This is a genomic window from Lentzea chajnantorensis (assembly GCF_054300775.1).
In genome coordinates, this window is the sequence record NZ_JBSDZT010000002.1 from 5,539,638 (window position 1) to 5,563,805 (window position 24,168).

Consider the following 24,168-nt stretch of genomic DNA (forward strand, 5'->3'; position numbering starts at 1 on the left):
CGGGGCCGTGCCGGACCTGTAGGGGTATTGCCGGACTCGTCCGGCTCCCGCGGTCTGGACAGGGTGGAGGCTCGCCCACGGGCAGCCGAGGACGCGCAGTCGAGGAGCCGAGCATGCCGAACCCGCCATCCCGACCGGCCGCGAGTGGACTCGCCGAAGCGCGCAAGGCGGTACTGGCGCTGCGCACCCGGCAGCACACCGCGAGCCACGGCGGCGGCACCCGGATCGAACCCGCCGCGCGGGACCGGCGGCTGCCGTTGTCGTTCGCCCAGCAACGGTTGTGGTTCCTCGACCAGTGGTCGCAGGGCCAGCCGGTCTACAACGCGCCGATGGTGCTGCGGCTCAAGGCCGACCTCGACGTGGACGCGTTGCAACGCGCGCTCACCGAGGTCCTCACGAGGCACGAGGTCCTGCGCACGCGCTACCCGAGCGAGAACGGCGTGCCGTACCAGCAGGTCGAGCCCGCACCGGACCGGGTTCCGCTGCCGGTCACCGACATCGCCGCCGGGGACGTGGACGCGTTCGTCGGCGACCTCGTGCGGGAGCCGTTCGACCTGGGCACCGGCCCGGTGTTCCGGCCGGCGCTGGGCCGGGTGAGCGCCACGGAGTACGTCCTGGTGCTCGCCATGCACCACATCGCCACCGACGGCTGGTCCGTCGAGATCATGCTGCGCGAGCTGATCACGAGCTACCAGCGCGCGATCGGCGCGCCCGTCGACGCCGTGCCGCTGGCCGTGCAGTTCGCCGACTACGCGGTGTGGCAACGGGACTGGCTCGCCGGCGAGGCACCCCAGGACCAGCTGCGGTACTGGCGGGAGCAGCTGCGCGACCTGCCGACCCTCGACCTGCCGACGGACCGGCCGCGGCCCGCGCACCGCACGCAGGCGGGGTCGATCGAGGAGGTCATGCTGCCGGGCCCGCTCGCGGAGAAGCTGTCCGCGTTCGCCATCGCCGAACGGGCCACCGTGCTCACGGTCGCGCTGGCCGCGTTCAACGTCGTGATGTCGCGCTACAGCGGCCAGGACGACATCGTGGTGGGGTCGATCTTCTCCGGCCGCACCCGGCCCGAGATCGAGCCGCTGATCGGCTTCTTCGCCAACACCCTGGTGCTGCGCACCTCCACCGCGGGCAACCCGACGTTCCGGGAGCTGGTGGCGCGCACCGGCAAGACCGTGATCGACGCGCACCTCAACCAGGACCTGCCGTTCGGCCGGCTGGTCGACGAGCTGAGCCCCGAGCGCGACCCGAGCCGCAACCCGCTGTTCCAGGTGTCGTTCACCCTGCAGCACGCGTCGGTGGAGTCCGCGACCGTCGGTGACCTGACCGCCGAGGTGTACTCGCCCGACATCGGGACCGCCCGCTTCGACCTCGCGTTCCAGGTCACCCAGGTGGCCGGGAGCGGGCTGCGGCTGTGGGCGGAGTACTCCACGGAGCTGTTCGACGCCGACCGGATCCGGCGGCTGTTCGCGCACTACCGGCGCGTGCTCGAACTCGTGCTCGACGCCCCCGAGACGCCTCTGGGCCGGGTGCGGCTGCTCACCGGCGACGAGTACGACTCGGTGGTGGTCGAGGCCAACCGGACGGAGCGGTCGTACGGCCCGCAGGAGCGCTGCCTGCACCACCTGTTCGAGTCCGTTGTGGACACGGCGCCGGACGCGGTCGCCAGCCGGTTCGCGGGCGCGTCGCTGACCTACCGGGAGCTCGACGAGCGGGCCAACCAACTGGCCCGGCACCTGTCCTCGCTCGGGGTGGGGCCGGAGTCGGTGGTCGGCGTCCTGCTGGAGCGCGGCCCCGCGCTGCCGACGGCGTTCCTGGGTGTGCTGAAGGCGGGCGGCGCGTACCTGCCGCTGGACCCCGACCACCCCGTGGCCCGGCGGGAGCTGGTGCTCGGCGACGCGGGCGCGGCCGTGGTCGTGACGACCACCGACCTGGCCGGGGGCGTTCCCGAGGGCGTGCGGGCGGTGTGCCTGGACGACCCGGCGGTCGCGGCGCAGGACACCGCGCGGCCCAACCTCCCCGTGCACCAGGACAACCTGGCGTACGTGATCTTCACCTCCGGCTCGACCGGGCGGCCGAAGGGCGTGCAGGTCTCCCACCGGTCGATCGCGGGCTTCACCCCGGCGGTGATCGAGCTGTTCGGACTGGAGGTCGGCGACCGCGTGCTCCAGTTCGCCAACCCGGCGTTCGACGTGAGCCTCTTCGACTTCTTCGGCGCGCTGTGCAGCGGCGCGACCCTCGTGCAGGCACCCCGCGCGGACCTGCTGGACCCGGTGCGGCTGACCGAGCTGATGCGGTCCGAGCGGGTCACCGTCACCGACCTGCCACCGGCGGTGCTGCGGCTGCTCGACCCGGCGGCCCTGCCGGACCTGCGGGCGTTGTTCGTCGGCCTGGAGTCGTTCCCCGGTGAGCTGGTCAACGCCTGGAACACCGGGAACCGGATGTTCCACAACGGCTACGGCCCCACCGAGGCGACGGTGGCGTGCGTCGACTACCTCTGCCCGCACGAGCACCACGACGCGATGCCGCCGATCGGCGTGCCGATGGCCAACTACCAGGCCTATGTCGTCGACCGGTTCGGCGAGCCGGTGCCGGTGGGCGTGCCGGGTGAGCTGCTGATCGGCGGGGTGGGCGTGGCGCGCGGGTACGCGGGGCGGCCGGACCTGACCGCGGAGAAGTTCGTGCCGGACCCGTTCGGCGCACCCGGCGGCCGGCTGTACCGCACGGGCGACCTGGTGCGCCGGCGCGCGGACGGCAACCTGGAGTTCGTCGGTCGGATCGACAACCAGGTCAAGATCCGCGGCCTGCGGGTGGAGCCCGCCGAGATCGAGCACGCCGTGATGGCGTTGCGCCAGGTCGAGGACGCGGCCGTGGTGGTGTCCGGCAGTGGCGGTGACGCCCAGCTCGTGGCGTACGTCGCGCCCGCGGCCGGTGCGACCGTGGACACGGCGGTGTTGCGGTCCGAGCTGAGCGAGTCGCTGCCGGTCTACCTGGTGCCGTCGACCTTCGTCGTGCTGCCGTCGCTGCCCCGTGCGGCGAGCGGCAAGCTCGACCGCGCCCAGCTGCCCAGGCCGGGCGCGGCGCACGTGCCGGAGACCTCCCCGCCCACGACGGCGACCGAGGTGGCGCTCGCCGAGATCTGGCAGGAGCTGCTCGGTACCGAGTCGATCTCGGTGCAGGACAACTTCTTCGCCATCGGCGGCACGTCGTTGAAGATCACCCAGGTGGCCACCAGGGTCCAGGAGCGCTTCGGGGTCCGGCTGGAGCTGCGGGACCTCTTCCTGCACGCCACCCTCGGCGGGCTCGCGGCGCTCGTGGAGGAACGGGAGCTGGCGGACGTCTCCCCCGACGAGCTGGCCGCGTTGCTGGACGCCGTCGACGGGCGGTCGTCGTGAACTTCCGCGAGGAGATCCGCGCGTTCTTCGCCTCCCGGCGCGTTCAGGACGAGGTCGCCGCGATCCGCGCCCTGCCACCGGAGGCGGAGACAGGGCGGCTCGCCGTCTACTCGTGGCTGGGTGAACGCGGCTGGCTCGCCCCGCACTGGCCGGAGCGCTACGGCGGCCTCGGCCTCGGTGTGGCGGAGGCGGCGGCGCTCACCGAGGAGATGCTGTACGCGGGCGTGCCGGACGACCTGCACACGTTGAGCATCGGCATCGTGGGCACGTTCCTGCTGCACAGCGGGACGGAGGCGCAGAAGCAGGAGCACCTGCCCGCGCTGGCGCGCGGTGACCGGATGGCCACCGTGCTGTTCACCGAACCGTCGTGCGGCTCCGACCTGGCCGCCCTGCGCACCGAGGCACGCCCCGACGGGGCCGGCTGGCGCCTGCACGGCACGAAGATCTACAACCAGAAGTCGCAGTTCGCCGAGATGGCCCTGTGCGCGGCCCGCACCAGGGACAGCGGTGTCGGCATGGACGGCATCACGCTGTTCCTCGTGCCCCTCGACTCCGCGGGCGTGCACGTGTCCACCGTCGCGTCGATGGGCAACGACCGGTTCACCCAGGTCGTCATCGACGGGCTGCTGCTCACCGAGGACGCCGTCGTCGGCTCGGTGCACGACGGCTGGACGTTGATGAACTCGTTGCTGCTGCTGGAACGCACCGGCATCGACTTCCACGCCAAGGCGCGGGTCCTGCTGGACACCGTCCTCGACCGCGCCCGCGCCACCGGCCGCCTGTCACCGGAGCTGGCCGAGCTGGACGCACGGCTGGCCGCGGCGCACGCGCTGGCGTGGCAGCAGGTGCACAACCTCGCGGCGGACCGGCCGTCACCGGGCGGGTCGGCCATGGCCAAGTGGTACGCCTCCGAGCACTTCCGGCCGATCCTGCGGGCCGCGGCGGAGGTCGACGGCCTGGACTCCGTGCTCACCTCGTGGGACGGCGGCGCACCCGCGCACGGGAGCGTCGAGTCGGCCTACCGGACCGGGCCGAGCCTGCGCCTGGCCTCCGGCACCTCCGAAGTCATGCTGTACCTCATCGCGACCGGGGAACTGGGACTGCTGTGATGCTGACCGACCTGTTCGACGACGACACCACCCCGCTGCTGCGCAGGCTGGGCGAACGGCCGCGGGGCGGCGGTGCGCCGCAGGACGAGGAGACGCGCCGGCAGGTGCTGGCCGCGCTCGCGGACTCCGAGCAGTCCCCGGCGGAGGTGCTGCGGGCCGCCGAGCTGATGGGCGCCGCGCTGTACCAGAGCCCGTTCCTGGACACCGTCGCGGCCGCGGAGCTGTTCCCGCTCTCCCCCGGCCGCACCGTCGCGCTGGCGTTGCGGGAGAACGGCACCGACAACCCCGCCACGCCCGCGCCGTTCGTGCTGCGGGACGGCAAGGTCACGGCCGTGCGGCGGTTCGTGGCATTCGCGTCCGATGTGGACGACCTGCTCGTCGTCGGTGGCACCACGGCCGCGCTGGTTCCCGTCGAGCAGCCCGGTGTGCGGACCCGCCGGCAGGACGACGTCGGCCGTGGCGACCTGCACACCGTCGAGCTCCAGGACGCGGTGGCACAGGTGCGGGACGTGACGGCCGACTACCCGGCGGTGCTGGCCAGGGCCCGGCTGCGGCACGCCGCGTACCTGGTCGGCGCGGCGCAGGCGGCGATCCGGCTGACCGCGGACCACCTGCGGGAGCGCAAGGTCTTCGGTCAGCCGCTGGCCAAGTCCACGGCCCTGGCGTACCGCTTGGCGGCGCTGCACGCGGAAGCCGAGGCCGTCCGTGCGCTGGTCGGCACGGAACCGAGCCCGCGGACGGGAGCGCAGGCGGTGCTGCTGGCCGGCGCGGTCGCCCGGCAGAGCGCGGAGGAGGCGGTGCACCTGCACGGCGCGCGCGGCATGACCGAGCACAGCGACGCGCAGCTGTTCTACCGGCGCGCGGCGGTCGACGCCCAGTGGTACGGGACGGCAACCGCCCTCCGCGCCGAACTGCTCGCGGCGCTGAGCGCCTGACCTGCTCCCCTGCCGTGCCCACGGCGTCTGCAAGTACTACCAACACAGGTGTTGGCAGTACTTGCAGACGCGTCAGGGAAGCAGGCGGTGGGTGGACAGCAGGTCGTAGAACGGCTCGTGGTGCTTGCTGAACGCCGCGAGCGCCTCGTTGTTGTCCACCGTGTCCGCGTACGCGGTCGACGTGGCGGTGAACCCGGTGCTGTTGCTGACCGCCGTGTGCCACCGCGCGGAACGGGACCATTCGGAGCGGTCGCCGGAGGACCACGTCGTCGCCTCGGCGCGGTAGGTGATCCCCACGCGGTCGCAGTACGCGCGCAGCACCTCCGACGGCGCGCTGACCAGGTCCGCGGCGTCGAGCACGACGGGCACCTGCCCGCCCGCGTCGAGCACGGCCCGGTAGATCTCGTACTGGCCCTCGATGCCGATGTCCGAGCACACCATGTCCGGCTTGAGCGCGTAGAACGAGGCCGCGATCTCGTCGGGGCGGCGGATCAGGAACGTGTGCCGCACCTCGGCCAGGAACCGGCGGTCGGCCAGCACCGCGTCGTAACGGAGGTCCGTGGTGTCCTTGAAGAACACCGTGCGGGTCGCCGACTCCTCCCGGATCGCCGCGATCAGGTCGGTGTGGGTGTGCACCTCGCGGGACCCGACGGTGGTCGAGCCGTAGTCGGAGATGTTGCAGAACGGCTCGTGCAGCGCGAGGAGCCCGTCGTGCTCGACCATCGAGCGGAAGAGCGCGGTCGACCGGGAGCGCGGGGCCGCCCACAAGGCGATGATCATGTGGCTTCCTTCCTGGGGTGCTCACGGTCCCCCAGGCCGCGCGGGCGGGACAAGCCAGGTATGTCCCCGACTTGAGGGTCCCGTGCGCCGGCCGCGATTCTCGGGACCGATTGGCGAAGGGCGGCCGCATGCGACTTGAGTCCACAGCAGACGGATGGGCGCCGGCCCCACCGCGCCGGGTGCCGCGCGCCGGTCGCGGTGACGGACGGTTGCCCTGCTCACCGGCGCAGGAACGGCTGTGGTTCCTCGAACAGGTGGACCCCGGCTCGCCGGCGCACGTCGTCCCGGTCGCGGTGCGGTTCACCGGCGACCTCGACGTGCCCGTGCTGAGCCGGTGCCTGGACGAGGTCGTGCGGCGGCACGAGGTGCTGCGCACCAACATCGTCGAGCGCGCCGGCGTGCCGTACCAGGTGGTGAGCCCGCCGGCGCCGGTGCCGTTGCCGGTGCGGGACATCAGGGACGCGCCCGACGTCGAACGGGCGGTGCTGCGCGAGGCCGCGACCGCGTTCGACCTGGCGACGGCGCCGATGCTGCGGGCGAGCCTGCTGCGCGTCGACGATCGCGTGCACGTGCTGCTGCTGAGCATCCACCACGTCGCGTGCGACGGCTGGTCGATCGGCGTGCTCCGCGCGGAGCTGACCGCGTTGTACGAGGCGTTCCGCGACGGCCGGCCGTCCCCGCTGCCGGAGCTGCCGGTGCAGTACGGCGACGTCGTGGTGTGGCAGCGCGACCGGCTCCGCCGCGGCGAGCTGGACGCCCAGCGGGAGCACTGGCGGACGGCGCTGGCCGGTGCGGGTGAGCTGCTGCTGCCGGCGGACGGCTCGCGGTCCGCCGCCCGGACCGCACGCGGTGACACCATGGCGTTCCGGTTGTCACCGGACCTCGTCACGTCCGTCGGCGCCGTGGCGGCCACGGCGGGGACGACCCGGTTCGCGGTGCTGCTGGCCGCGTTCACGGCCGTGCTGTCGCGGTGGAGCGGCCAGGACGAGGTGGTGGTCGGCTCCCCCGTCGCCGGCCGGTGCGCGGCCGAGACCGAGCCGGTGGTCGGGCTCCTCGCCAACACCCTCCCGCTGCGCCTGGACCTGTCCGGCGACCCGGCGTTCGCCGACCTGGTCGCCGCGGCCGGTGAGGAGCACCGCGCGGCCCTGGCCAACCAGGACTACCCGTTCGACCTCGTGGTCACCGACGTCGGCGCCGGCCGCACGGACGGGCTGGCGCCGCTGGTCCAGGTGGTGCTGGCGCTGCGCGACGCACCGCCCGCGCCGGTGCGGCTCGGCGGGCTGGTCGTCGAGGAGCTCCCGGTCCGGTCGGTGGCCACGAAGTTCGACGTGGCGCTCGACCTCGTGCCCAGCGCGGACGGCGGTGTGGACGGGCGCCTGGAGTTCAGCGCGGACCTGTTCACCCGCGACACCGCGGCCCGGATGGCCGACGCCTTCGCGCGGCTGCTGCGGCACGGCGTGTCCCGGCCGGACGAGGCCGTGTCGGCGCTGCCGCTGATCGCGCCGGCCGAGAGCACCCGGATCACCGGCGAGCTCAGCGGTCACAGCTCCGCCGCGCCGTTCGAGGGCCCGCTGACCGTGCACGGCGTGGTCGAGCAGTGGGTGGAGCGGACTCCGGACGCACCCGCCGTCGTCTTCGGGGACCGCACGCTCACCTACGCCGAGCTGGACGCGCGCGCCAACCAGCTCGCGCACCGGCTGCGGGCGCTGGGGCTGACGTCCGAGCAGCTCGTCGGCGTCTCGCTGCCGCGGTCGGAGCTGGTGGTCGTCGCGGTGCTCGGCATCCTGAAGGCCGGTGCGGCCTACCTGCCGCTGGACCCCGGCTACCCGCGGTCGCGGGTGGCGCACATGGTGCAGGACGCGGCCGCGCCGGTGGTCCTGACGCACTCCTCGGTCGAGACCGGGGACCTCGACGGCCCGGTCCGGTTCCTCCGCCTGGACACCGAGTGGCCCGCGGACGAGCCCGTCTCCCGGCCGGACGTCCCCGTGCACGGCGCGGGGCTCGCCTACGTGATCTACACGTCCGGTTCGACCGGCCAGCCGAAGGGCTCGGCCAACGAGCACGCCCGTGTGGTGAACACGCTGCACGGCGTCAACAACGCCTACGACCTCACGCAGGAAGACCGCGTGCTGGCGGTCTCGTCGCTGAACTACGACATGTCGGTCTACGAGGTCTTCGGCACGCTCGCGGCGGGCGCGACCGTCGTCGTGCCGAGCGACGAGGAGACCGCGGACCTCGACCGGCTGTTGGACCTGCTGGTGCGCCAGGAGGTCACGGCGTGGAGCTCGGCGCCGGCGCTGCTGGACGCTCTGGTCGGTCACGCCGGCCGGCGCGGCGGCATGCCCGGTGTCGTGTTGCGCGCGGTCGGCCTGGGCGGTGACCGGATGCCGCCCACGCTGCCCCGCCAGCTCACGGACCTGCTCCCCGGCATCCGGCTGCTCAACCTGGCCGGCATGACCGAGACGTCGTACTGCAGCCTCGCCCACCGGCTGACCCGCCGCAGCTACGCGGGCGGCGTGCCGTGGGGCAGGCCGTTCGCGAACCACCGCATCTACATCCTCGACCGGCACGGCCGGCCCGCACCCGTCGGCGTGCCGGGTGAGCTGTTCATCGGCGGAGCGGGTCCCGGCCGCGGCTACTGGCGGCGGCCGGGGCTGACCGCGGACCGGTTCCGGCCCGACCCGTACGGCCAGGAGCCCGGCGGCCGGATGTACGCCACCGGTGACCACGCGCGGTTCCTGTCCAACGGTGACGTCGAGTTCCTCGGCCGGCTGGACCAGCAGATCAAGGTCCGCGGGTTCCTGGTGGAGCCCGGCGAGGTCGAGGCGGAGCTGGCGACGCACCCGGCGGTGCGCGAACCGGTGGTGATCGCCTTCGACGACGCCGGCGGCGAACGCAGGCTGGCCGCGTACGTGCTGCTGCGCGGCAACCACCGCCCGTCCACCGCCGAGCTGCGCGGCTACCTGGCCGCGCTGCTGCCCGAGCACATGGTGCCGTCGGTGTACGTGGTGCTCGACCGGTTCCCGCTGCTGCCCAGCGGAAAGCTCGACCGGGCCGCGCTGCCGGCGCCGTGGGCGGACCCGCCAGGCGAGGCCGTCGTGACCGCTGCCGACGACGAGGTCCGGGTGCGGCCGCGGGGGTGAGCCGGGGAGATCCCCGACTGTCCCGGACACCGCGGGACCGGCAACGTCTGCAGATCAGGATTGGGAGGTGTCGTGGAATCGTTCACCGCGGACCGGCTGCGGCTGGTGTGGCAGCCCGGCGTCCCCGCCACCCCGGGAGGGCTCCGGTGACCGACACGTACGTCTTCCCGGCGTCCTTCGGCCAGGAACGGCTGTGGATGCTGCACGAGATGGGCGCGGGCAGCGCCTACCACGTCAGCGGCGCGCTGCGGCTGACCGGCGACCTGAACGCGGACTTCCTGCGCCAAGCGCTGCAGCTGCTCGTCGACCGGCACGAGGCGCTGCGCACCGGTGTCGAGATCGGCGAGGGCGGCGCGGTCACGCAGGTCGCGATCTCCGAGCTGACCGTCCCGTTCAGCACCGGGGACACGGCCGAAGCCGGGCTGGACGACGCCATCCGGGCCGTCGTGGAGCCGCCGTTCACCCTGTCCGCGCCGCCGTTGCTGCGGGCGCGGCTGCTGCGGATCACCGACGCGCCGGAACCGCAGTGGGTGCTCGTGCTGTGCGTGCACCACATCGTGGTCGACGGCTGGTCGCTGGGCATCCTGATGGCCGAGCTGGGCGCCGCGTACGCCGCGCTGGCGGGCGGCACCCCGCCGCGGTGGCCAGAACCGGAGATGCAGTACGCCGACTTCGCCCTGTGGCAGCGGGACTTCCTGGCCGGCGACGAGGTCGCGGGACAGCTGGAGTTCTGGCGGACCACCCTGGCCGGTGCGACCGCGCTCGACCTGGTGACCGACCACCCGCGCGGCTCGGCCACCGGCTACCGGGGCGGCACGGTCCGCGCGGTACTGCCGGACGTGCTGGTGAAGCGGCTGGCCACGGCCGCGCAGAGCGAGAACGCCACCGAGTTCATGGTGTTCGTGGCCGCGTGGTCGATCGTGCTGGCGCGGTGGAGCGGCCAGGACGACCTCGTCATCGGCACACCGGTCGCCGGCCGGCCCAGTGACGAGCTCGACGGCGTGGTCGGGTTCTTCGTCAACACGCTGCCGCTGCGGGTGCGGCTCGACCCGCTGGAGACGCTGCGGCAGGCGCTGGTGCGGTGCCGGTCGGTCTGCCTGACCGCGCTGGCCCACCAGGACGTGCCGTTCGAGTGGATCAAGCAGGCGCGCGGTGACGGCCCGAAGATCCCGCAGACCGTGCTGGCCCTGCAGAACACCCCGAGCGGCGACCTCAGCCTCCCCGGCGTGCAGGTGCAGCCGGTCGCGGTGCACAGCGGCGGTGCGCAGTTCGACGTGGGGCTGTACCTCGCGCCGGCCGACGACGGTCTCGCCGCCGAGGTGGCGTACTCCACCGGTCTGTTCGAGGAGGCGTCCGCGCAACGCGTGCTGGACGCGTTCGTGACCGTGCTGACCGAGTTCACCGAGCACCTGGACGCTCCGCTGTGGACGCTCCCGGTGCTGTCCGCGGCCGAACGGGCGCGGGTCGAGGCCATGACCGGGTCGACCGAGCTCGCCGAGCCGCTGCCGTCGATCACGGAGTGGTTCGGGCGGACCGCCGCACGCACACCGGACGCGGTCGCGGTCGTCGCGGACGCCACCGGTGACTCGATGACCTACCGCGAGCTGGACATCCGCGCGGCGGAGGTCGCGTCGTGGTTGCGGACCAACGGCGTCCGGGTGGGCGACTGCGTCGGCGTGTGCCTGGAACGCGGCCTCGACCTGGCCGTCGCGGTGCTGGCGGTGCTGAAGGCGGGCGGCGCGTACCTGCCACTCGACCCGGACTACCCCGATGGACGGCTGGCGGCGGTGCTGGCCGGTGCGAAGCCGGGCATCGTGCTCGCCTCGGCCGCGACGCGGTCCCGGGTCTCCGGCGGCACCCGCGTCGTGGACGTCGCCGAGGTCACGGGAGAACCGGCGGCGCCGGTGGAGGTGCCCGGGGACAGCGCGTCCTACGTGGTCTTCACGTCCGGTTCGACGGGCGTGCCCAAGGGTGCGGTCAACACCGTCGCGGGCCTGGCCAACCGGCTGCGCGCGGCGGAGGCGCGGATGCCGCTGGGCACCGGCGACGTGGTCGCCCAGAAGACCCCGATCGGCTTCGACGTGGCCGTGCCCGAGATCCTCTGGCCGTTGCTCGTGGGCGCCCGGCTGGTGTTCGCCGCACCGGGCGGTCACCGCGATCCTCGTTACCTCAAGGAGTTCTTCACCCGGCACGGCGTCACGCACACGCACTTCGTGCCGTCGATGCTGCGCCTGTTCCTCGACTACGGCATCACCGCCGCCGACGTGCCCTCGCTCCGGCGGGTGCAGTGCAGCGGCGAGGAGCTGCCGGCGAGGCTGGCGGCGGACTTCCTCGCCGCGTTCCCCGGCGTCGAGCTGCACAACATGTACGGCCCGGCCGAGGCCGCGGTCGAGGTGACGCACTTCCGGGTCGACACGGCGGCGGACAGCAGCCGGGTGCCGATCGGCGACCCGTTGCCGGGCGTGCAGCTGCTGCTGCTCGACGCGCACGGGCAGCCCGTGCCCGTCGGTGTTCCCGGTGAGCTGCACATCGCGGGCGTGCAGACCGCCCGCGCCTACCTCGGCCAGCCGCAGGCGACCGCGGCCGCCTTCCTGCCGCACGAGAACGGCACGCGGATCTACAAGACCGGCGACCGGGCGTACTGGAACTCGCACGGGCAGCTGGTCTTCCTCGGCCGCACCGACCACCAGGTCAAGATCCGCGGCCAGCGCGTCGAGCCGGCGGAGATCGCCAGTGCGATGCGCACGCACCCGGCGGTCACCGACGCGGTCGTGGTCGTCCGGCCGGACGAGCACGGCGGCCCTCGGCTCGTCGGCTACCTCGTGGCCGACGGCGACGTGGCCGTGGACGAGCTGCGGCGCCACCTCGCCGACCGGCTGCCCGCCGCCATGGTGCCCGGCCGGTTCGTCACGATGACAGCGTTCCCGGTGAACGACAACGGGAAGGTCGACCACGCCGCGCTGCCGCTGCCACCGGCGGACCTGGTGGAGTCGGTCCGCGTGCCGCCCAGGACGCCCGTGGAGACGCTGCTGGTGAAGCTGTGGGCCGACGTGCTGGGCGTGCCCGAGGTCGGCATCCGCGACGACTTCTACGAGCTCGGCGGCGACTCGCTGCGCGCGGTGAACCTGTTGCAGCGCACCCGTGAGCTCGGCCTGGACTTCCCCCTGCAGGTGCTGCTCGGCCGGCACACGATCGAGGAGCTGGCCGAGCTGGCCCCGGAAGGGCGCGGCTGATGACCCGCACCTCCCCCACCTCCGCGAACACCGTGCCCACCGCCGCGGTCTCCGACGGCAGAGCGGTCGACCTCCTGCACCGGATGGTGGCCATCCCGTCGGTGTCCGGCCAGGAGGGCGAGCTGGCCCGGTTCGTCGTCGGCGCCATGACCGAGCTGGGTTTCGAGGCGCACGTGGACGACGCCGGCAACGCCGTCGGTGTGATCGGCGCCGCCGACGGTCCCACGATCATGCTGCTCGGCCACCTGGACACGGTGCCGGGCGGGCCACCGGTCCGGCTCGACGGCGACAAGCTGTACGGGCGTGGTTCCGTGGACGCCAAGGGACCGCTCGCGACGATGATCGTCGCCGCGGCGCGGGCACGGGCGGCCGGTGCGCGGATCGTGGTCGTCGGCGCGGTCGACGAGGAACGCGACTCCGTCGGCGCGCACTACGTCGCGGTCACCCAGCGCGCGGACGCCGTGGTGATCGGCGAACCGAGCGGTGTGGGCACGGTCGTGGTCGGCTACAAGGGCGTGCTGCGGTTCACCTGCTCCGTCGACCGGCCGCAGGCGCACACCAGCTCGCCGGACCCCAACGCGAGCGAGGTCGCCGCGGCCTTCTGGGAGGCGCTGCGCGCGCGGTACGCGGTGGCCGGTGGCCGGGTGTTCGACCAGCTGTCCCCCACCCTGGTCAGCACGTCGGGCGACCTCGTCCACGCCGACCTGGTGGTCTCCTGCCGCACACCGCTGGACTTCGACACCGCCGCCTTCCTGGCCGAGGTGCGCGATCTCGCCGGTGACGCGCAGATCCGGGTGCTGGAGACGACGTCGGCGATCCGCCGGTCCCGCGCCGACCCGGTGGCCAGGGCGCTGGCCGCCGCGGTGCGGGAGCACACCGGCGGCGCCGAGTTCAAGCTGAAGCTCGGCACCTCGGACATGAACGTCCTGGGTCCGGCGTGGCAGGTGCCGATCGCCACGTACGGCCCCGGTGACCCGCACCTGGACCACACGCCCACCGAGCACGTCGACCTGTCCGAGTACCTGCTTGCGGTGACGGTCCTGACCGACGCCGTCGGCCGGCTCGCCACCGATCTGATGTCACCGAGCTGACCAGGGGATGACCTGATGGACCTGCCTGTCGCCGTACTGGCATCGCGCATCCGGCTCGAGGAGAAGCTGATCCTCGCCGAGCTGGCCCGGCGCGGGGTGCCGGTGGAAGTGATCGACACCCGCCGGGCGCTGTTCGAGGTGCAGGCGCCCACACCCGCCTACGCGGGCGTGATCAGCCGCGAGATCTCCCACACCCGCAACGTCTACGCGGCGCGGTTGCTGGAGCACTCCGGCCTCACCGTGGTCAACAGCGCCGACGTCGTCGCGCTGTGCGGGGACAAGCTGCTCACCACCCTCACCCTGCACGCCGCCGGGCTGCCGGTGCCGCGGGCGGCCGTGAGCCTGTCGCCGGAGCACGCGCTGGACCACCTGGAGGACTTCGGGTTCCCGCTGGTGTCCAAGCCGGTGAACGGGTCGTGGGGGCACCTGGCCGCACGGCCCACCGACCGCAACTCCGCCGAGATCATGCTGGAGCACCGCAGCGCGCTGCCCGGCCTGCACCACCAGGTCGTCTACGTGCAGGAGTACGTCGACAAACCCGGCCGCGACATCAAGGCCTACGTCATGGGCGGTGAGGTCGTCGGCGTGATCTACAAGATGTCCGACGAGTGGCGCACGAACACCGCACGCGGTGGCACGACGATGCGCTGCGACCCCGACGAGGAGCTGACCAAGCTCCTGCGGGCCACGGCCGACGCGGTGGGCGACGGCATCCTCGGCATCGACGTGCTGGAGTCCGAGCACGACGGCTACCTCGTCAACGAGGTCAACCACACGCCGGAGTTCCACGGCGCACTCGAGGTGCTGTCGGTGGACCTGGTCGGGGCCTACGTGGACTTCGCGACCCGCAAGCTCGGCATCGGTGCGGCGGCATGAGCGACAAGCTGGCGATGTTCGGCGGCACCAGGGTGATCGGGAAGGGCAGCGTCCCACCCGAGCAGGTCCGGTGGCCGGTGATCACGGACGCCGAGCACGAGGCGACCCGGCGCGTGCTGGACAGCGGGCAGTTCACGTCCAACAGCACCGGCGGCGGTGAGGTGGCCGCGCTGGAGGCGGAGTGGGCCGAGTTCGTCGGTACCCCGCACTGCGCGGCGGTGGTCAACGGGACCGCGGCCATCGAGCTGGCGCTCGCCGCGGCCGGGATCGAGCCGGGCGCGGAGGTCCTGGTGCCCGCGCTGAGCTTCATCGCGAGCGCCATCGGTGCCGTGCAGCGGATGCTCGTGCCGGTGTTCGTCGACATCGACCCGGTCACGTACAACATGTCACCCGAGGCCGCGGCGGCGGCGATCACCCCGCGGACCCGCGCGATCCTCGTGGTGCACCTGCACGGCCTGCCCGCCGACATGACCGCGTTGCGCGCACTGGCCGACCGGCACGACCTGCTGCTGGTCGAGGACGCCGCGCAGTCGCACGGTGCCACCTACCGGGGCAGGCGCACCGGCACGCTCGGCGACATCGCCACGTTCAGCCTCAACGTGGTCAAGAACCTGCCCACGTGCGGCGAAGGCGGCCTGATCACCACCGCGGACCCGGAGCTGCACCGGAAGGTCGTGCTGCACCGGCAGTTCGGCGAGGACCTGCGCGGCGGCCGGGAACGGGACTACGTCTCCCGCGTGCTGGCGGGGAACGCGAAGCTCAGCGCCATCCAGGCGGCGTTCACCCGCGCCCAGCTCGCGCGCCTGCCGGAGTACGACGCCGCCCGCAAGCGCAACGTCGAGGCGATGCTCGCCGCGCTGGCCGGCCTGCCGGGACTTGTGCTGCCGGAGGTACCGGCCGACCGGACGCACGCCTGGCACATCCTGCGGTTGCGCTTCGACCCGGCAGCCACGGGCCACCCGGACGTGCGCCCCGGTGCACTGCGGTCGATCCTGCACCGCGCACTGCGCGCCGAGGGCGTGCCGTTGCAGCCGTACCAGCTGGTGCCGCTGCCGATGCAGGAGGCGTTCCAGACCCGTGCCGGGTTCGGCGGGTACCCGTGGAAGCTCGGCGGGGACGTCCGCGGCGGGGAGTACCCGGAGACCACGGCGGTCATCGAGTCGTCGCTGACGTTGCAGCGCTGGCACCTGAACCCGCACAGCGGCCCGGTGCTGCTGCGGTGCGCCGAGGCGATCCGCAAGGTGTGGGACAACCTCGACACCCTGATCCCGATCGCACGCAGCGTGGACCACCAGTCGAAGGCGGCCGTATGACCACCCCGCTCGCCGCCAAGGCGCTGCGCAACCGCGAGCAGATCCTGCAGATGGGCTCCTCGCCGTCCGGCACGCACGTCGGCGGCAGCCTGTCCTGCGTCGACCTGCTCACCGTGCTCTACGACGAGGTGCTCGACCTGCGGCCGGACGAGCCGGACTGGCCGCTGCGGGACCGGTTCATCCTCAGCAAGGGCCACGCCAGCGCCGCCCTCTACGCCGTGCTGGCCGCCAACGGCTTCCTGCCCGAGTCCGAACTGGAGACCTACGCCGCCAGCGGTGGCCGGCTCGCGGGGCACCCGCTGCGCCGCCTGCCCGGCGTCGAGTTCCCCAGCGGCTCGCTGGGCCACGGGTTGTCGCTCGGCGCGGGCGTGGCGCTGGCCGCCAAACGCGCGGGGCACCCGTACCGGGCCTTCGTGCTGATGGGCGACGGTGAGCTGCAGGAGGGCTCGGTGTGGGAGGCGGCCCAGTTCGCGCCCGCGGCGGGCCTGGACAACCTGGTCGCCATCGTGGACCGCAACGGCTGGCAGATCACCGGCCGCACCGAGGACCTGGGCCTCGAACCGCTCGCCGACCGGTGGCGCAGCTTCGGCTGGACCGCCGTGGAGGTGGACGGCCACGACCTGGACGCGCTGCGCGAGGTCTTCGCGTCGCTGGAGCCGGGTCGTCCCACGGCCGTCATCGCGCGAACGGTCAAGGGCAAGGGCGTTCCGCTGTTCGAGGACAAGAAGAAGAGCCACCACGTCACGCTGACCCCCGCGCTGCTCACCAGGGCGCAGGCGGGTCTGCGGGCGCGGTCGAGGAGGACGTCATGAGCGTCGAGACAGCACCCGGCGTCCTGGTGCCCACCCGCGAGGTCTACCGCCGGGTCCTCGGCGAGCTGGCCGAGCGGGACCCGCGGGTGTTCTGCGTGGACTCCGACATGGGCGGGCTGGAGACCGGTTTCGGCGAGCGGTTCCCCGACCGGTACACCAACGTGGGCATCGCCGAGGCGAACATGATGGGTGTCAGCGCCGGACTGGCCTCCGCGGGCTTCCTGCCCTACGCCAACACCATCAGCACGTTCGCCGCGTGCCGGGCGTGCGAGCAGATGAAGGTCGACGTCGCGGGCAACAACCTGCCGGTGCGGATCGTCGTCACGCACGCCGGGTTCTCCGCGGGGCACTACGGTCCCACGCACCACGCGCTGGAGGACATCGCCATCGCCCGCACCATGCCGAACATGACCGTCGTCGTGCCGTCGGACTCGGTGTCGACCGAGGCGGCCGTGTGGGCGACCGCGGACCTGCCCGGTCCGCTGTTCCTGCGGCTGGGCCGGGCGGCCACCCCGCTCGTGCACGAGTCGCCGGACGACTTCGTGCTCGGCAAGGCCACGCGGCTGCGCGACGGCGACGACGTGACGATCATCGCCACCGGGCCGTACCCGGCCGTGCTGGCCCTGCAGGCGCACGACCTGCTCGCCGCGGCCGGTGTCAGCGCGCGCGTGCTGGACATGCACACCGTCAAGCCCATCGACCGCGACGCGATCGTGGCGGCGTCCGAGCAGACCCGCGGCATCGTCACGGTCGAGGACCACGTGCTGGAGGGCGGCATGAGCAGCGCGGTCTGCGAGGTGCTCGCCGAGACCGCGCCGTGCCGGGTCCGCCGCATCGGTGTCCCCACCTCGTTCTTCGACGTCGTCGGCGACGAGCTGGAACTGCTGGCGGCGACCGGGGTCAGCGCGGAAGCCGTCGTCGCGGCGGCCGAGGCCCTGCTGTAGGGGACTCTCCGGACTACTTCGGGGAGTGCACGGACCACATGCTCGGCTGGACATCAGAGGAGGAGCCATGACCACCGCGACGGCGTGCCCCGAGTGCGAGGGCGCGATCGAGATCACGAGCTCGGTGACGCAGAACGAGATCGTGGAGTGCCCCGACTGCATGAGCGAGCTCGAGGTCGTCACCGCCGAGCCGCTGGTGCTGGCGCTGGCTCCCGAGATGGACGAGGACTGGGGCGAGTAGGTGACCTCGATCTCCGCCGGCGTCGTCGGCGCGGCCGGGTACATCGGCGGTGAGCTGCTCCGGCTGCTCACCGCCCACCCCGAGGTCGAGGTGACGCGCGCCTACTCCGCGAGCCAGCAGGGCAAGCGGGTCGACAGCCTGCACCCCAACCTGCGCGGCCACACCTCGCTGACCTTCACGCACCCGGACGAGCTCGGCTCCCACGACGTGCTGTTCATCGCCGTGTCGCACGGGAAGGCCGCCGAGCTGGTCCAGGCGATCGGCCCGGCCGCACCGCTCGTCGTCGACCTCACCGCGGACTTCCGGTTGAAGGACCCCGCGGTCTACGAGACGTACTACGACTCGGCGCACCCGGCGCCGGACCTGCTGGCCGGGTTCACGCCGGGACTGCCGGAACGCCACCGGGACGCGCTGCGGACGGCGGCGCGGATCAGCGTGCCGGGGTGCATGGCGAACGCGGCGATCCTGGCGCTGGCACCGCTGGCCGGGATCGTCGACCAGGACGTGACGATCGACGCCAAGATCGGCTCCAGCGGTTCCGGCGCGACCGCGACCGGGATGAACCTGCACTCCGAGCGCAGCGGGGCGATGCGGGTGTTCGCGGCGGTCCGGCACCGGCACGAGGCCGAGGTCGGGCAGGAGACCGGGCTGCGGGTGCGGATGACGGCGACCGGCGTCGAGGCGGTGCGCGGGGCTCAGGTCCTGTGTCACGCCACGGCCTCCGGTGTCACCGAGAACGACCTGCGCCGCGCCTACCGCACCGCCTACGGGAACGAGCCGTTCGTGCGGATCGTCGCGCAACGGCGTGGCCTGTACCGGCTGCCGGAGCCGAAGATCCTGGCCGGGACCAACTTCTGCGACGTCGGGTTCGCCGTGGACGGTGACCGCGTGCTGGCCGTCGCGGCGCTGGACAACCTCGGCAAGGGCGGCGCGAGCAACGCCGTGCAGTGCCTGAACATCCGCATGGGCTGGGCGGAGAGCACCGGCCTCGGCTTCGTCGGGCTGCACCCGATCTAGCACCGCGACCGGCCTGAGACCGCCGGCGCGGCACCGACACAGGCAGGAGAGACATGGACGGCGTGCTCGTGGTCAAGGTCGGCGGGGCGGCCGGTGTCGACGCCACCGGGGTCTGCGCGGACGTGTCGGACCTGGTCCACGCCGGTCGGCGGGTCGTGCTGGTGCACGGCGGCTCGGCGACGGTCGACTCACTGGCGGACCGGCTCGACGTGCCCCAACGTCACCTCACCTCCGCCAGCGGTGTCACGACCCGGCACACGGACGCGGCCACCCTGGAGGTGCTGCAACTGGCGCTGCTCGGCCAGGTCCGCCCGGCCGTGCTCGGTGCGCTGGGCGAGCGCGGCATCCGCGCGATCGGACTCTCCGGGCTGGACGCCGGTCTGCTGCGGGCCGAACGCCGCGCCGCCGTCCGCGCCGTGGTGGACGGCAAGCGCGTCCTGGTCCGCGACGACCACAGCGGACGGATCACCTCGGTGTCCGGGGCGCTGCTGGAGTTGCTGCTGGACAACGGGTACACCCCGGTGATTTCGCCGCCGGCGATCGCCGAGGACGGCCGCCCGGTGAACGTCAACGCGGACCGGGTCGCCGCCGCGGTGGCCGCCGAGCTCAAGGCGGACACGCTGGTGTTCCTCACCGCCGCCCCCGGACTGCTCGCGGACCTGGGCGATCCCACGTCGCTGCTGAGCAGCTACCCGCTCACCGCGGCCAGCGCGTCCACCGTGTCCGGTGGCATGTCGGTGAAGCTGATCGGGGCGCGCGAGGCGTTGCAGGGCGGCGTGCGGACGGTGCTGATCTCCGACGGCAGGGCGGAGTCGCCGGTGAGCCGGGCGCTCGACGGCGCCGGCACCCGCGTCACCCTCGCCTGAGAGACATGTCTCCCCCGGCCGGCGAACCGACCGGGGGAGAACGCTGTCACGCGATCCGGCGCATGGTGCCGGTGAGTGCCGCGACCTCCGAGCGGGACGAGACCTCCAGCTTGTCGAAGATCCGGCGCAGGTAGGTCTCCACCGTCTTGTGGCTCAACGTCAACGCCCGCGCGATCTGCTGGTTGGTCCGTCCCCTCGCCACGAGCTCGGCCACCTGGTTCTCCCGCACGCTCAACAGGCTCAGCCGCTCCACGACGGCCTTCTCGAAGTCCTCGACCTCGGCCTCCCCCGCCGCGCGCACGGGTGCCCCGTCCAGGTGCAGCACGGCGAGCAGGACCGGGTGCGACCGGGCGGACAGCACGGCGACGGCCGCGCGCACCAGCTGCCGCGCCTGCTTCTGCTCGGTCACCGACTCCAGGCACGCCAGCGCCAGCAGGGTCAGCCCCAGCTGGTCGGCCGGACCGCGCCGGGACAGCAGCTCGTCCTCCAGCGCGTGCCAGAACCGCGCCTCGTCGTTCCTGCCCACCGCCGAGCTGAGCCCGGCCAGCACCGCGCACAGCGACCCCGGCACCGCCGTGCCGCCGCTCGCGATCACGTGCCGGATCTCGGCGCACAGCCGTTTCGTCCGCACCGCGACCCCGGCCGAGCCGGTCGAGGAGGCGAGCGCACTCGCGTCCTGTGCGTGTTCCACCGCCAGTCCCAGCGCGCCGTCGCGCAGGTGTGCGGTGGCCAGGCCGAGGTGGAGCCGGCCGAGGACGTGGACCTGCTGGTGCCGCTCGGCGAGCTCCAGCCCGCGGGTGAACTCGGTCAGCGCGTGCGCGGTGCGGCCGGACCAGATGTTCGCCCAGCCGAGCCAGTCGAGCGCTTCACACGTCGACGTGACGTCATCACCCAGTCGGTCGAGCGCCTCGGCGGTGCTGTCGGCCACTGCCGCCGCCTCGGTGCCGCGGCCCAGTGTGGCGAGCATCGCGCTGTGCACGGCCGCCGCGCGCGGATCGGCCTGCGCCAGTGGTGCGACGGTGTCCAGCAGACCGGCCACGTCACCGCCGCTGTCCAGTGCGATCTCGGCGAGGGCGAGCGGCACCTCGACGTGCCGGACGGCCGTGCGGACCACCTCCGCCGCGTCGTCGAACCTGCCGAGCAGGCGCAGCGCCCGGACGTGGGACTCGGCCAGGCCGGTGAGGGTCGCCGGGTCCAGCTCGTCGTGGTGCCGCCACGCCTGCTGGTGCTCCGGCAGGCTCTCGGCCAGCCGCCCGGACAGCGCGGTGGCCCTCGCGAGCCGGGTGACCAGCTCGCCGCGGTGCAGGTCGTGCCGCTCCAGCAACGCCCGCAGCCAGCGCGACACCGCGCCGGGCATGCGGTCACCGGTGCTCCTGACCGCGGCCAGGAGCGTCTCGGCGTCCCGCTCGGTCGCCGGTTTGCCGGACCGTTCGAGGTGGTGCGCCTGGTCGGCCAGCGGTGCGCCGCGCTTCCACAGCGCCTCGTAGGCCCTGGCGTGAGCACCGATCCGCCACCCGCCACCCGACTGCCGGTAGCAGATCGCCCTGACCACGCCGTCGCGGAAACCGAGCCGGTTGTCCCTGGTGCGCACCAGGTCCTGGGCGATCAGCTCGTCCAGGCCGGCCAACGCGCGGTCGTGTTCGAGCTCGGCGACCTCGGCCACCAGCACCGGGTCGATCGCGTCGCCGACGACGGCGGCGGCCTGGGCGAACAACCGCCCCTCCGGTCCCAGCGCCTGCAGGTCCACGCCCACGGCCGCCGCGACCGGGTGCGGCGACGGCAGGTCGTCCACGACCGCCGTGTCGTCGTGCGCACCGGCGGCCAGCGCGCTCAGCAGTCCTGGCTGCCCGCCGCTGAGCCGGTGCAGCACCCTGCGGCGACCCGGCCGCATGGTGGCGGGCAGCAGCCGCGCCGAGTCGGCCGGGTCCAGCGGTCCCAGTTCGATCCGCCGCACCGCACCGGTCTCCGCCGCCGTGCCCAGCGCGCTGACCAGGTCGACCGGCGTCTGCCGGGGACGGTGGGTCAGCACGAGCAGCACGGGTGCGGCCAGCGGGCGGCGCACCAGGTTGAGGATCATCTCGACGGAGCTCTGCTGCGCGTTGTGCACGTCGTCGAGCAGCAGCACGAGCGGTGTGTCCTCGCTCAGCTTCCCCAGCAACGCGCGGATGCCCTGACAGGCCCAGTACCGCCGTTCCTGCGGCTGTGTCCGGGTGGCGCCGGACGCGTGCAGCACGGGGAACATCTCCGGCAACCGGACTGCCGCCCGCGGGTCCATTCCGGACAGCAGACGCGCACCGCCTGCCGCCAGCAGGTCGTCCAGTGCGTCGGCGAACACCGCGAACTCCGTCATCAGCGGCTTGCCCACGGCCTCGCCGTGCGCCACCAGCACACCCGCGCGTTCCGCCCGTTCCCGGAACGCGGCCAGCAGCCGGGTCTTGCCCATGCCGGGCTCACCGGCCAGCTCCAGCACCCTGACCGGGCTCCCGCCGAAGGTTCCCAACAGGTGGTCGAAGAACTCGAGCTTCCCGCGTCCTGCCCCTCAAGACCGACTGCCCGGACAACTCTCCCGTCCTGCCAAGCCCGCCCCCGAGCATCGACGGCTCCCTCCTCGACAGAGACATACCGCCGTTGGCGCACACCCGCAGGCGCGCACCAGTGCGTGCACGCCGTACGCACTCGTGTGCGCATCGGCATACACCCATGCGTGTATGAATCTGCACGAATAGACCCCAGTACCCGCCTGTCAGTATTACCCGCACACCACACGGCGGCAAGTCTGGCTAATCCGGCGCACGTCAGGGGGAACCTTGACACGCCTGCGGAGATTTGGTTACGTTCGCTTCGGGTCCAGCGACATGGGGGCTGTGACCCAGAAATGGCACTGGGGGCCGACCGGGGGGTTGACATGTCGCGAACTGGAAATACCAGACATCCGCGCAGGCCTTCCACCGGCAGAGCGCAGGCCTGACCTGATCGTCGCTGGCGAGGTAGCACGCGACCGTTGATCTCACGAACCTGACAGTTGACGCCGAGCCGTCCGGCCGGCTCCATTCGTGCTGCCCGCGTTCGATTGATTGTTCACCGACAAGACCACTTCCGCGCAAATTCGACGTGCAAATTTTCGGAACGGCAGGGGTAATCATGGTATCCGAAAGCAAGGCGTTCACACTGAGCGACGAGGAACTCGCGAAGTTCCACCGCGACGGATACATAGGTCCATTCGACCTCTACGAGCCCGAGGAGATGGCCGCGCATTTGCAGGCCCTGCGGCCGAAACTGATCAACACGAAAAAGGCCGTGTACGGCGGCGGCAAGACCATCTCCGGCGTGACCAACCTGTCGAACTACGACCGGCACCTGGACGTCGACTTCCTGGCCGAGCACATCACCCGGCCGGAGATCGTGGACCGGGTGTCGAGCATCCTCGGGCCGGACACGCTGTGCTGGCGCTCGGAGTTCTTCCCCAAGTACCCCGGTGACGAGGGTACGGACTGGCACCAGGCCGACAACTTCTCCAACGTGGCCGGCTCGAAGCACCCGCAGATCGTGTGGCCGGAGGACGCGGACTTCGGCGGCACCATCACGGTGTGGACGGCGTTCACCGACGCGTCGGTGGACATGGGCTGCCTGCAGTTCATCCCCGGCTCCCACAAGTCGATGAACTACGACGAGTCCAAGGTCATGGACTACAACCCGGAGCTGATCAACAACCAGGAGAAGGGCGGGGTGCGCCGCGGGTTCTTCGGCTACGACTACCGGCAGCTGCAGAAGGACCCCAACTGGTCCCCGGACGAGTCCAAAGCGGTCTCGCAGGCGATGAGGCAGGGCCAGTTCATCATCTTCTGGTCCACGCTGATGCACGCCTCGCACCCGCACGCGGGCAAGACCGACCAGATGCGACTCGGCTTCGCGGGGCGTTACCTGCCGACCTCCGTGCGCGTCTACCCGCACTCCGACGCGCTCGCCGAGTTCGGCGGTGCGGCCAGCCTGGAGAAGTTCGGCAACGTGCTCACCTCGGGCCGGGACAACTTCGGGCACAACAAGTTCGTCGAGACCACCGTGAACGGCTTCCGCTTCCCCGTCAGGGACGGGGTGCCGGCCTGATGGCGACCGACGACATCGACACCATCCAGAAGTGGGTCGTGACCACCTGTCAGGACCTCGGGTTGAGCGTGGACGCGGAGTCCGACTTCTTCCGGTCCGGCGGGTCCTCGCTGACAGCGGTCAAGCTGATCGCCAGGGCCGAGGAGGCCTACGGCGAGGACGCGCTGCCGCCGGACGACCTGTTCAGCAACAGCAGCGTCCGCGAGATCGCCGAGAGCATCGCCCGCAACGGGCAGCAGGCCGACGCGTCACCGGCGTAGGCGCACCGCGATGAGGGGTGGCCCCCGGTGTGCCTGCCGGGGCCACCCCTCC

17 protein-coding genes are annotated in these 24,168 nt (G+C 72.6%); 15 read left to right on the top strand and 2 right to left on the bottom strand.

What is annotated here, in order from left to right; all coding sequences use genetic code 11:
- Positions 1 to 113: 113 nt before the first annotated feature.
- From ACVDFE_RS27295 to ACVDFE_RS27305, 3 genes are read left to right on the top strand one after another with little or no spacing between them, the layout of a single operon-like run.
- Positions 114 to 3,392, top strand: coding sequence for a non-ribosomal peptide synthetase (locus ACVDFE_RS27295; protein WP_458432372.1), 3,279 nt, complete (start codon positions 114 to 116; stop codon positions 3,390 to 3,392).
- The gene (locus ACVDFE_RS27300; RefSeq protein WP_458432373.1) at positions 3,389 to 4,501 is read left to right on the top strand and encodes an acyl-CoA dehydrogenase family protein; all 1,113 of its coding nucleotides are present in this window, start codon (positions 3,389 to 3,391) and stop codon (positions 4,499 to 4,501) included. The genes ACVDFE_RS27295 and ACVDFE_RS27300 overlap by 4 nt, the downstream gene beginning before the upstream one ends.
- A complete protein-coding gene (locus tag ACVDFE_RS27305) occupies positions 4,501 to 5,436 on the top strand; it encodes an acyl-CoA dehydrogenase family protein (protein WP_458432374.1) in 936 nt (311 codons plus the stop codon). Before ACVDFE_RS27300 ends, ACVDFE_RS27305 begins: the two co-directional genes overlap by 1 nt.
- A 72-nt stretch (positions 5,437 to 5,508) precedes the next feature.
- Here ACVDFE_RS27305 and ACVDFE_RS27310 read toward each other — a convergent pair whose 3' ends face one another.
- Entirely contained in the window at positions 5,509 to 6,216 is a 708-nt protein-coding gene (locus ACVDFE_RS27310; RefSeq protein ID WP_360383674.1) for a sulfotransferase-like domain-containing protein, read from the bottom strand.
- 209 nt (positions 6,217 to 6,425) lie between these two features.
- On the opposite strand from ACVDFE_RS27310, the gene ACVDFE_RS27315 reads away from it, so the two are divergent.
- The 10 genes from ACVDFE_RS27315 (at position 6,426) to ACVDFE_RS27360 (ending at position 19,752) form a co-directional block, all read left to right on the top strand.
- On the top strand, positions 6,426 to 9,359 hold the full coding sequence (locus ACVDFE_RS27315; RefSeq protein ID WP_458432375.1) for a non-ribosomal peptide synthetase: 2,934 nt from the start codon (positions 6,426 to 6,428) through the stop codon (positions 9,357 to 9,359).
- Positions 9,360 to 9,505: 146 nt separating this feature from the next.
- Entirely contained in the window at positions 9,506 to 12,592 is a 3,087-nt protein-coding gene (locus ACVDFE_RS27320; protein WP_458432376.1) for a non-ribosomal peptide synthetase, read from the top strand.
- On the top strand, positions 12,592 to 13,683 hold the full coding sequence (locus tag ACVDFE_RS27325; RefSeq protein ID WP_458432377.1) for a M20/M25/M40 family metallo-hydrolase: 1,092 nt from the start codon (positions 12,592 to 12,594) through the stop codon (positions 13,681 to 13,683). The genes ACVDFE_RS27320 and ACVDFE_RS27325 overlap by 1 nt, the downstream gene beginning before the upstream one ends.
- A gap of 15 nt (positions 13,684 to 13,698) precedes the next feature.
- Positions 13,699 to 14,559, top strand: coding sequence for a lysine biosynthesis protein LysX (gene lysX, locus ACVDFE_RS27330; protein WP_458432378.1), 861 nt, complete (start codon positions 13,699 to 13,701; stop codon positions 14,557 to 14,559).
- Positions 14,556 to 15,872: a DegT/DnrJ/EryC1/StrS family aminotransferase gene (locus ACVDFE_RS27335; protein WP_458432379.1), complete on the top strand. Its 1,317-nt coding sequence runs from the start codon at positions 14,556 to 14,558 to the stop codon at positions 15,870 to 15,872. The genes lysX and ACVDFE_RS27335 overlap by 4 nt, the downstream gene beginning before the upstream one ends.
- On the top strand, positions 15,869 to 16,684 hold the full coding sequence (locus ACVDFE_RS27340) for a transketolase (RefSeq protein ID WP_458432380.1): 816 nt from the start codon (positions 15,869 to 15,871) through the stop codon (positions 16,682 to 16,684). Before ACVDFE_RS27335 ends, ACVDFE_RS27340 begins: the two co-directional genes overlap by 4 nt.
- Positions 16,681 to 17,628 carry a transketolase family protein gene (locus tag ACVDFE_RS27345; RefSeq protein WP_360383694.1) on the top strand — a complete coding sequence of 316 codons (948 nt, stop codon included), beginning with the start codon at positions 16,681 to 16,683 and terminating at the stop codon, positions 17,626 to 17,628. Before ACVDFE_RS27340 ends, ACVDFE_RS27345 begins: the two co-directional genes overlap by 4 nt.
- 67 nt (positions 17,629 to 17,695) lie before the next feature.
- A complete protein-coding gene (lysW, locus tag ACVDFE_RS27350) occupies positions 17,696 to 17,869 on the top strand; it encodes a lysine biosynthesis protein LysW (protein ID WP_360383697.1) in 174 nt (57 codons plus the stop codon).
- Positions 17,870 to 18,886, top strand: coding sequence for an N-acetyl-gamma-glutamyl-phosphate reductase (gene argC / locus ACVDFE_RS27355; RefSeq protein WP_458432381.1), 1,017 nt, complete (start codon positions 17,870 to 17,872; stop codon positions 18,884 to 18,886).
- Positions 18,887 to 18,939: 53 nt separating this feature from the next.
- Positions 18,940 to 19,752, top strand: coding sequence for a [LysW]-aminoadipate kinase (locus ACVDFE_RS27360; RefSeq protein WP_458432382.1), 813 nt, complete (start codon positions 18,940 to 18,942; stop codon positions 19,750 to 19,752).
- Positions 19,753 to 19,798: 46 nt separating this feature from the next.
- Here the strand turns inward: ACVDFE_RS27360 and ACVDFE_RS27365 are convergent, their stop codons facing one another.
- Positions 19,799 to 22,252: a LuxR C-terminal-related transcriptional regulator gene (locus ACVDFE_RS27365; protein WP_458432383.1), complete on the bottom strand. Its 2,454-nt coding sequence runs from the start codon at positions 22,250 to 22,252 to the stop codon at positions 19,799 to 19,801.
- A gap of 641 nt (positions 22,253 to 22,893) precedes the next feature.
- Between ACVDFE_RS27365 and ACVDFE_RS27370 the strand changes: the two genes are divergently transcribed.
- Positions 22,894 to 23,856 carry a chlorinating enzyme gene (locus ACVDFE_RS27370; RefSeq protein ID WP_360383708.1) on the top strand — a complete coding sequence of 321 codons (963 nt, stop codon included), beginning with the start codon at positions 22,894 to 22,896 and terminating at the stop codon, positions 23,854 to 23,856.
- Positions 23,856 to 24,116, top strand: a complete 261-nt coding sequence (locus ACVDFE_RS27375; protein ID WP_360383711.1) for an acyl carrier protein — start codon at positions 23,856 to 23,858, stop codon at positions 24,114 to 24,116. Before ACVDFE_RS27370 ends, ACVDFE_RS27375 begins: the two co-directional genes overlap by 1 nt.
- Positions 24,117 to 24,168: the final 52 nt, after the last annotated feature.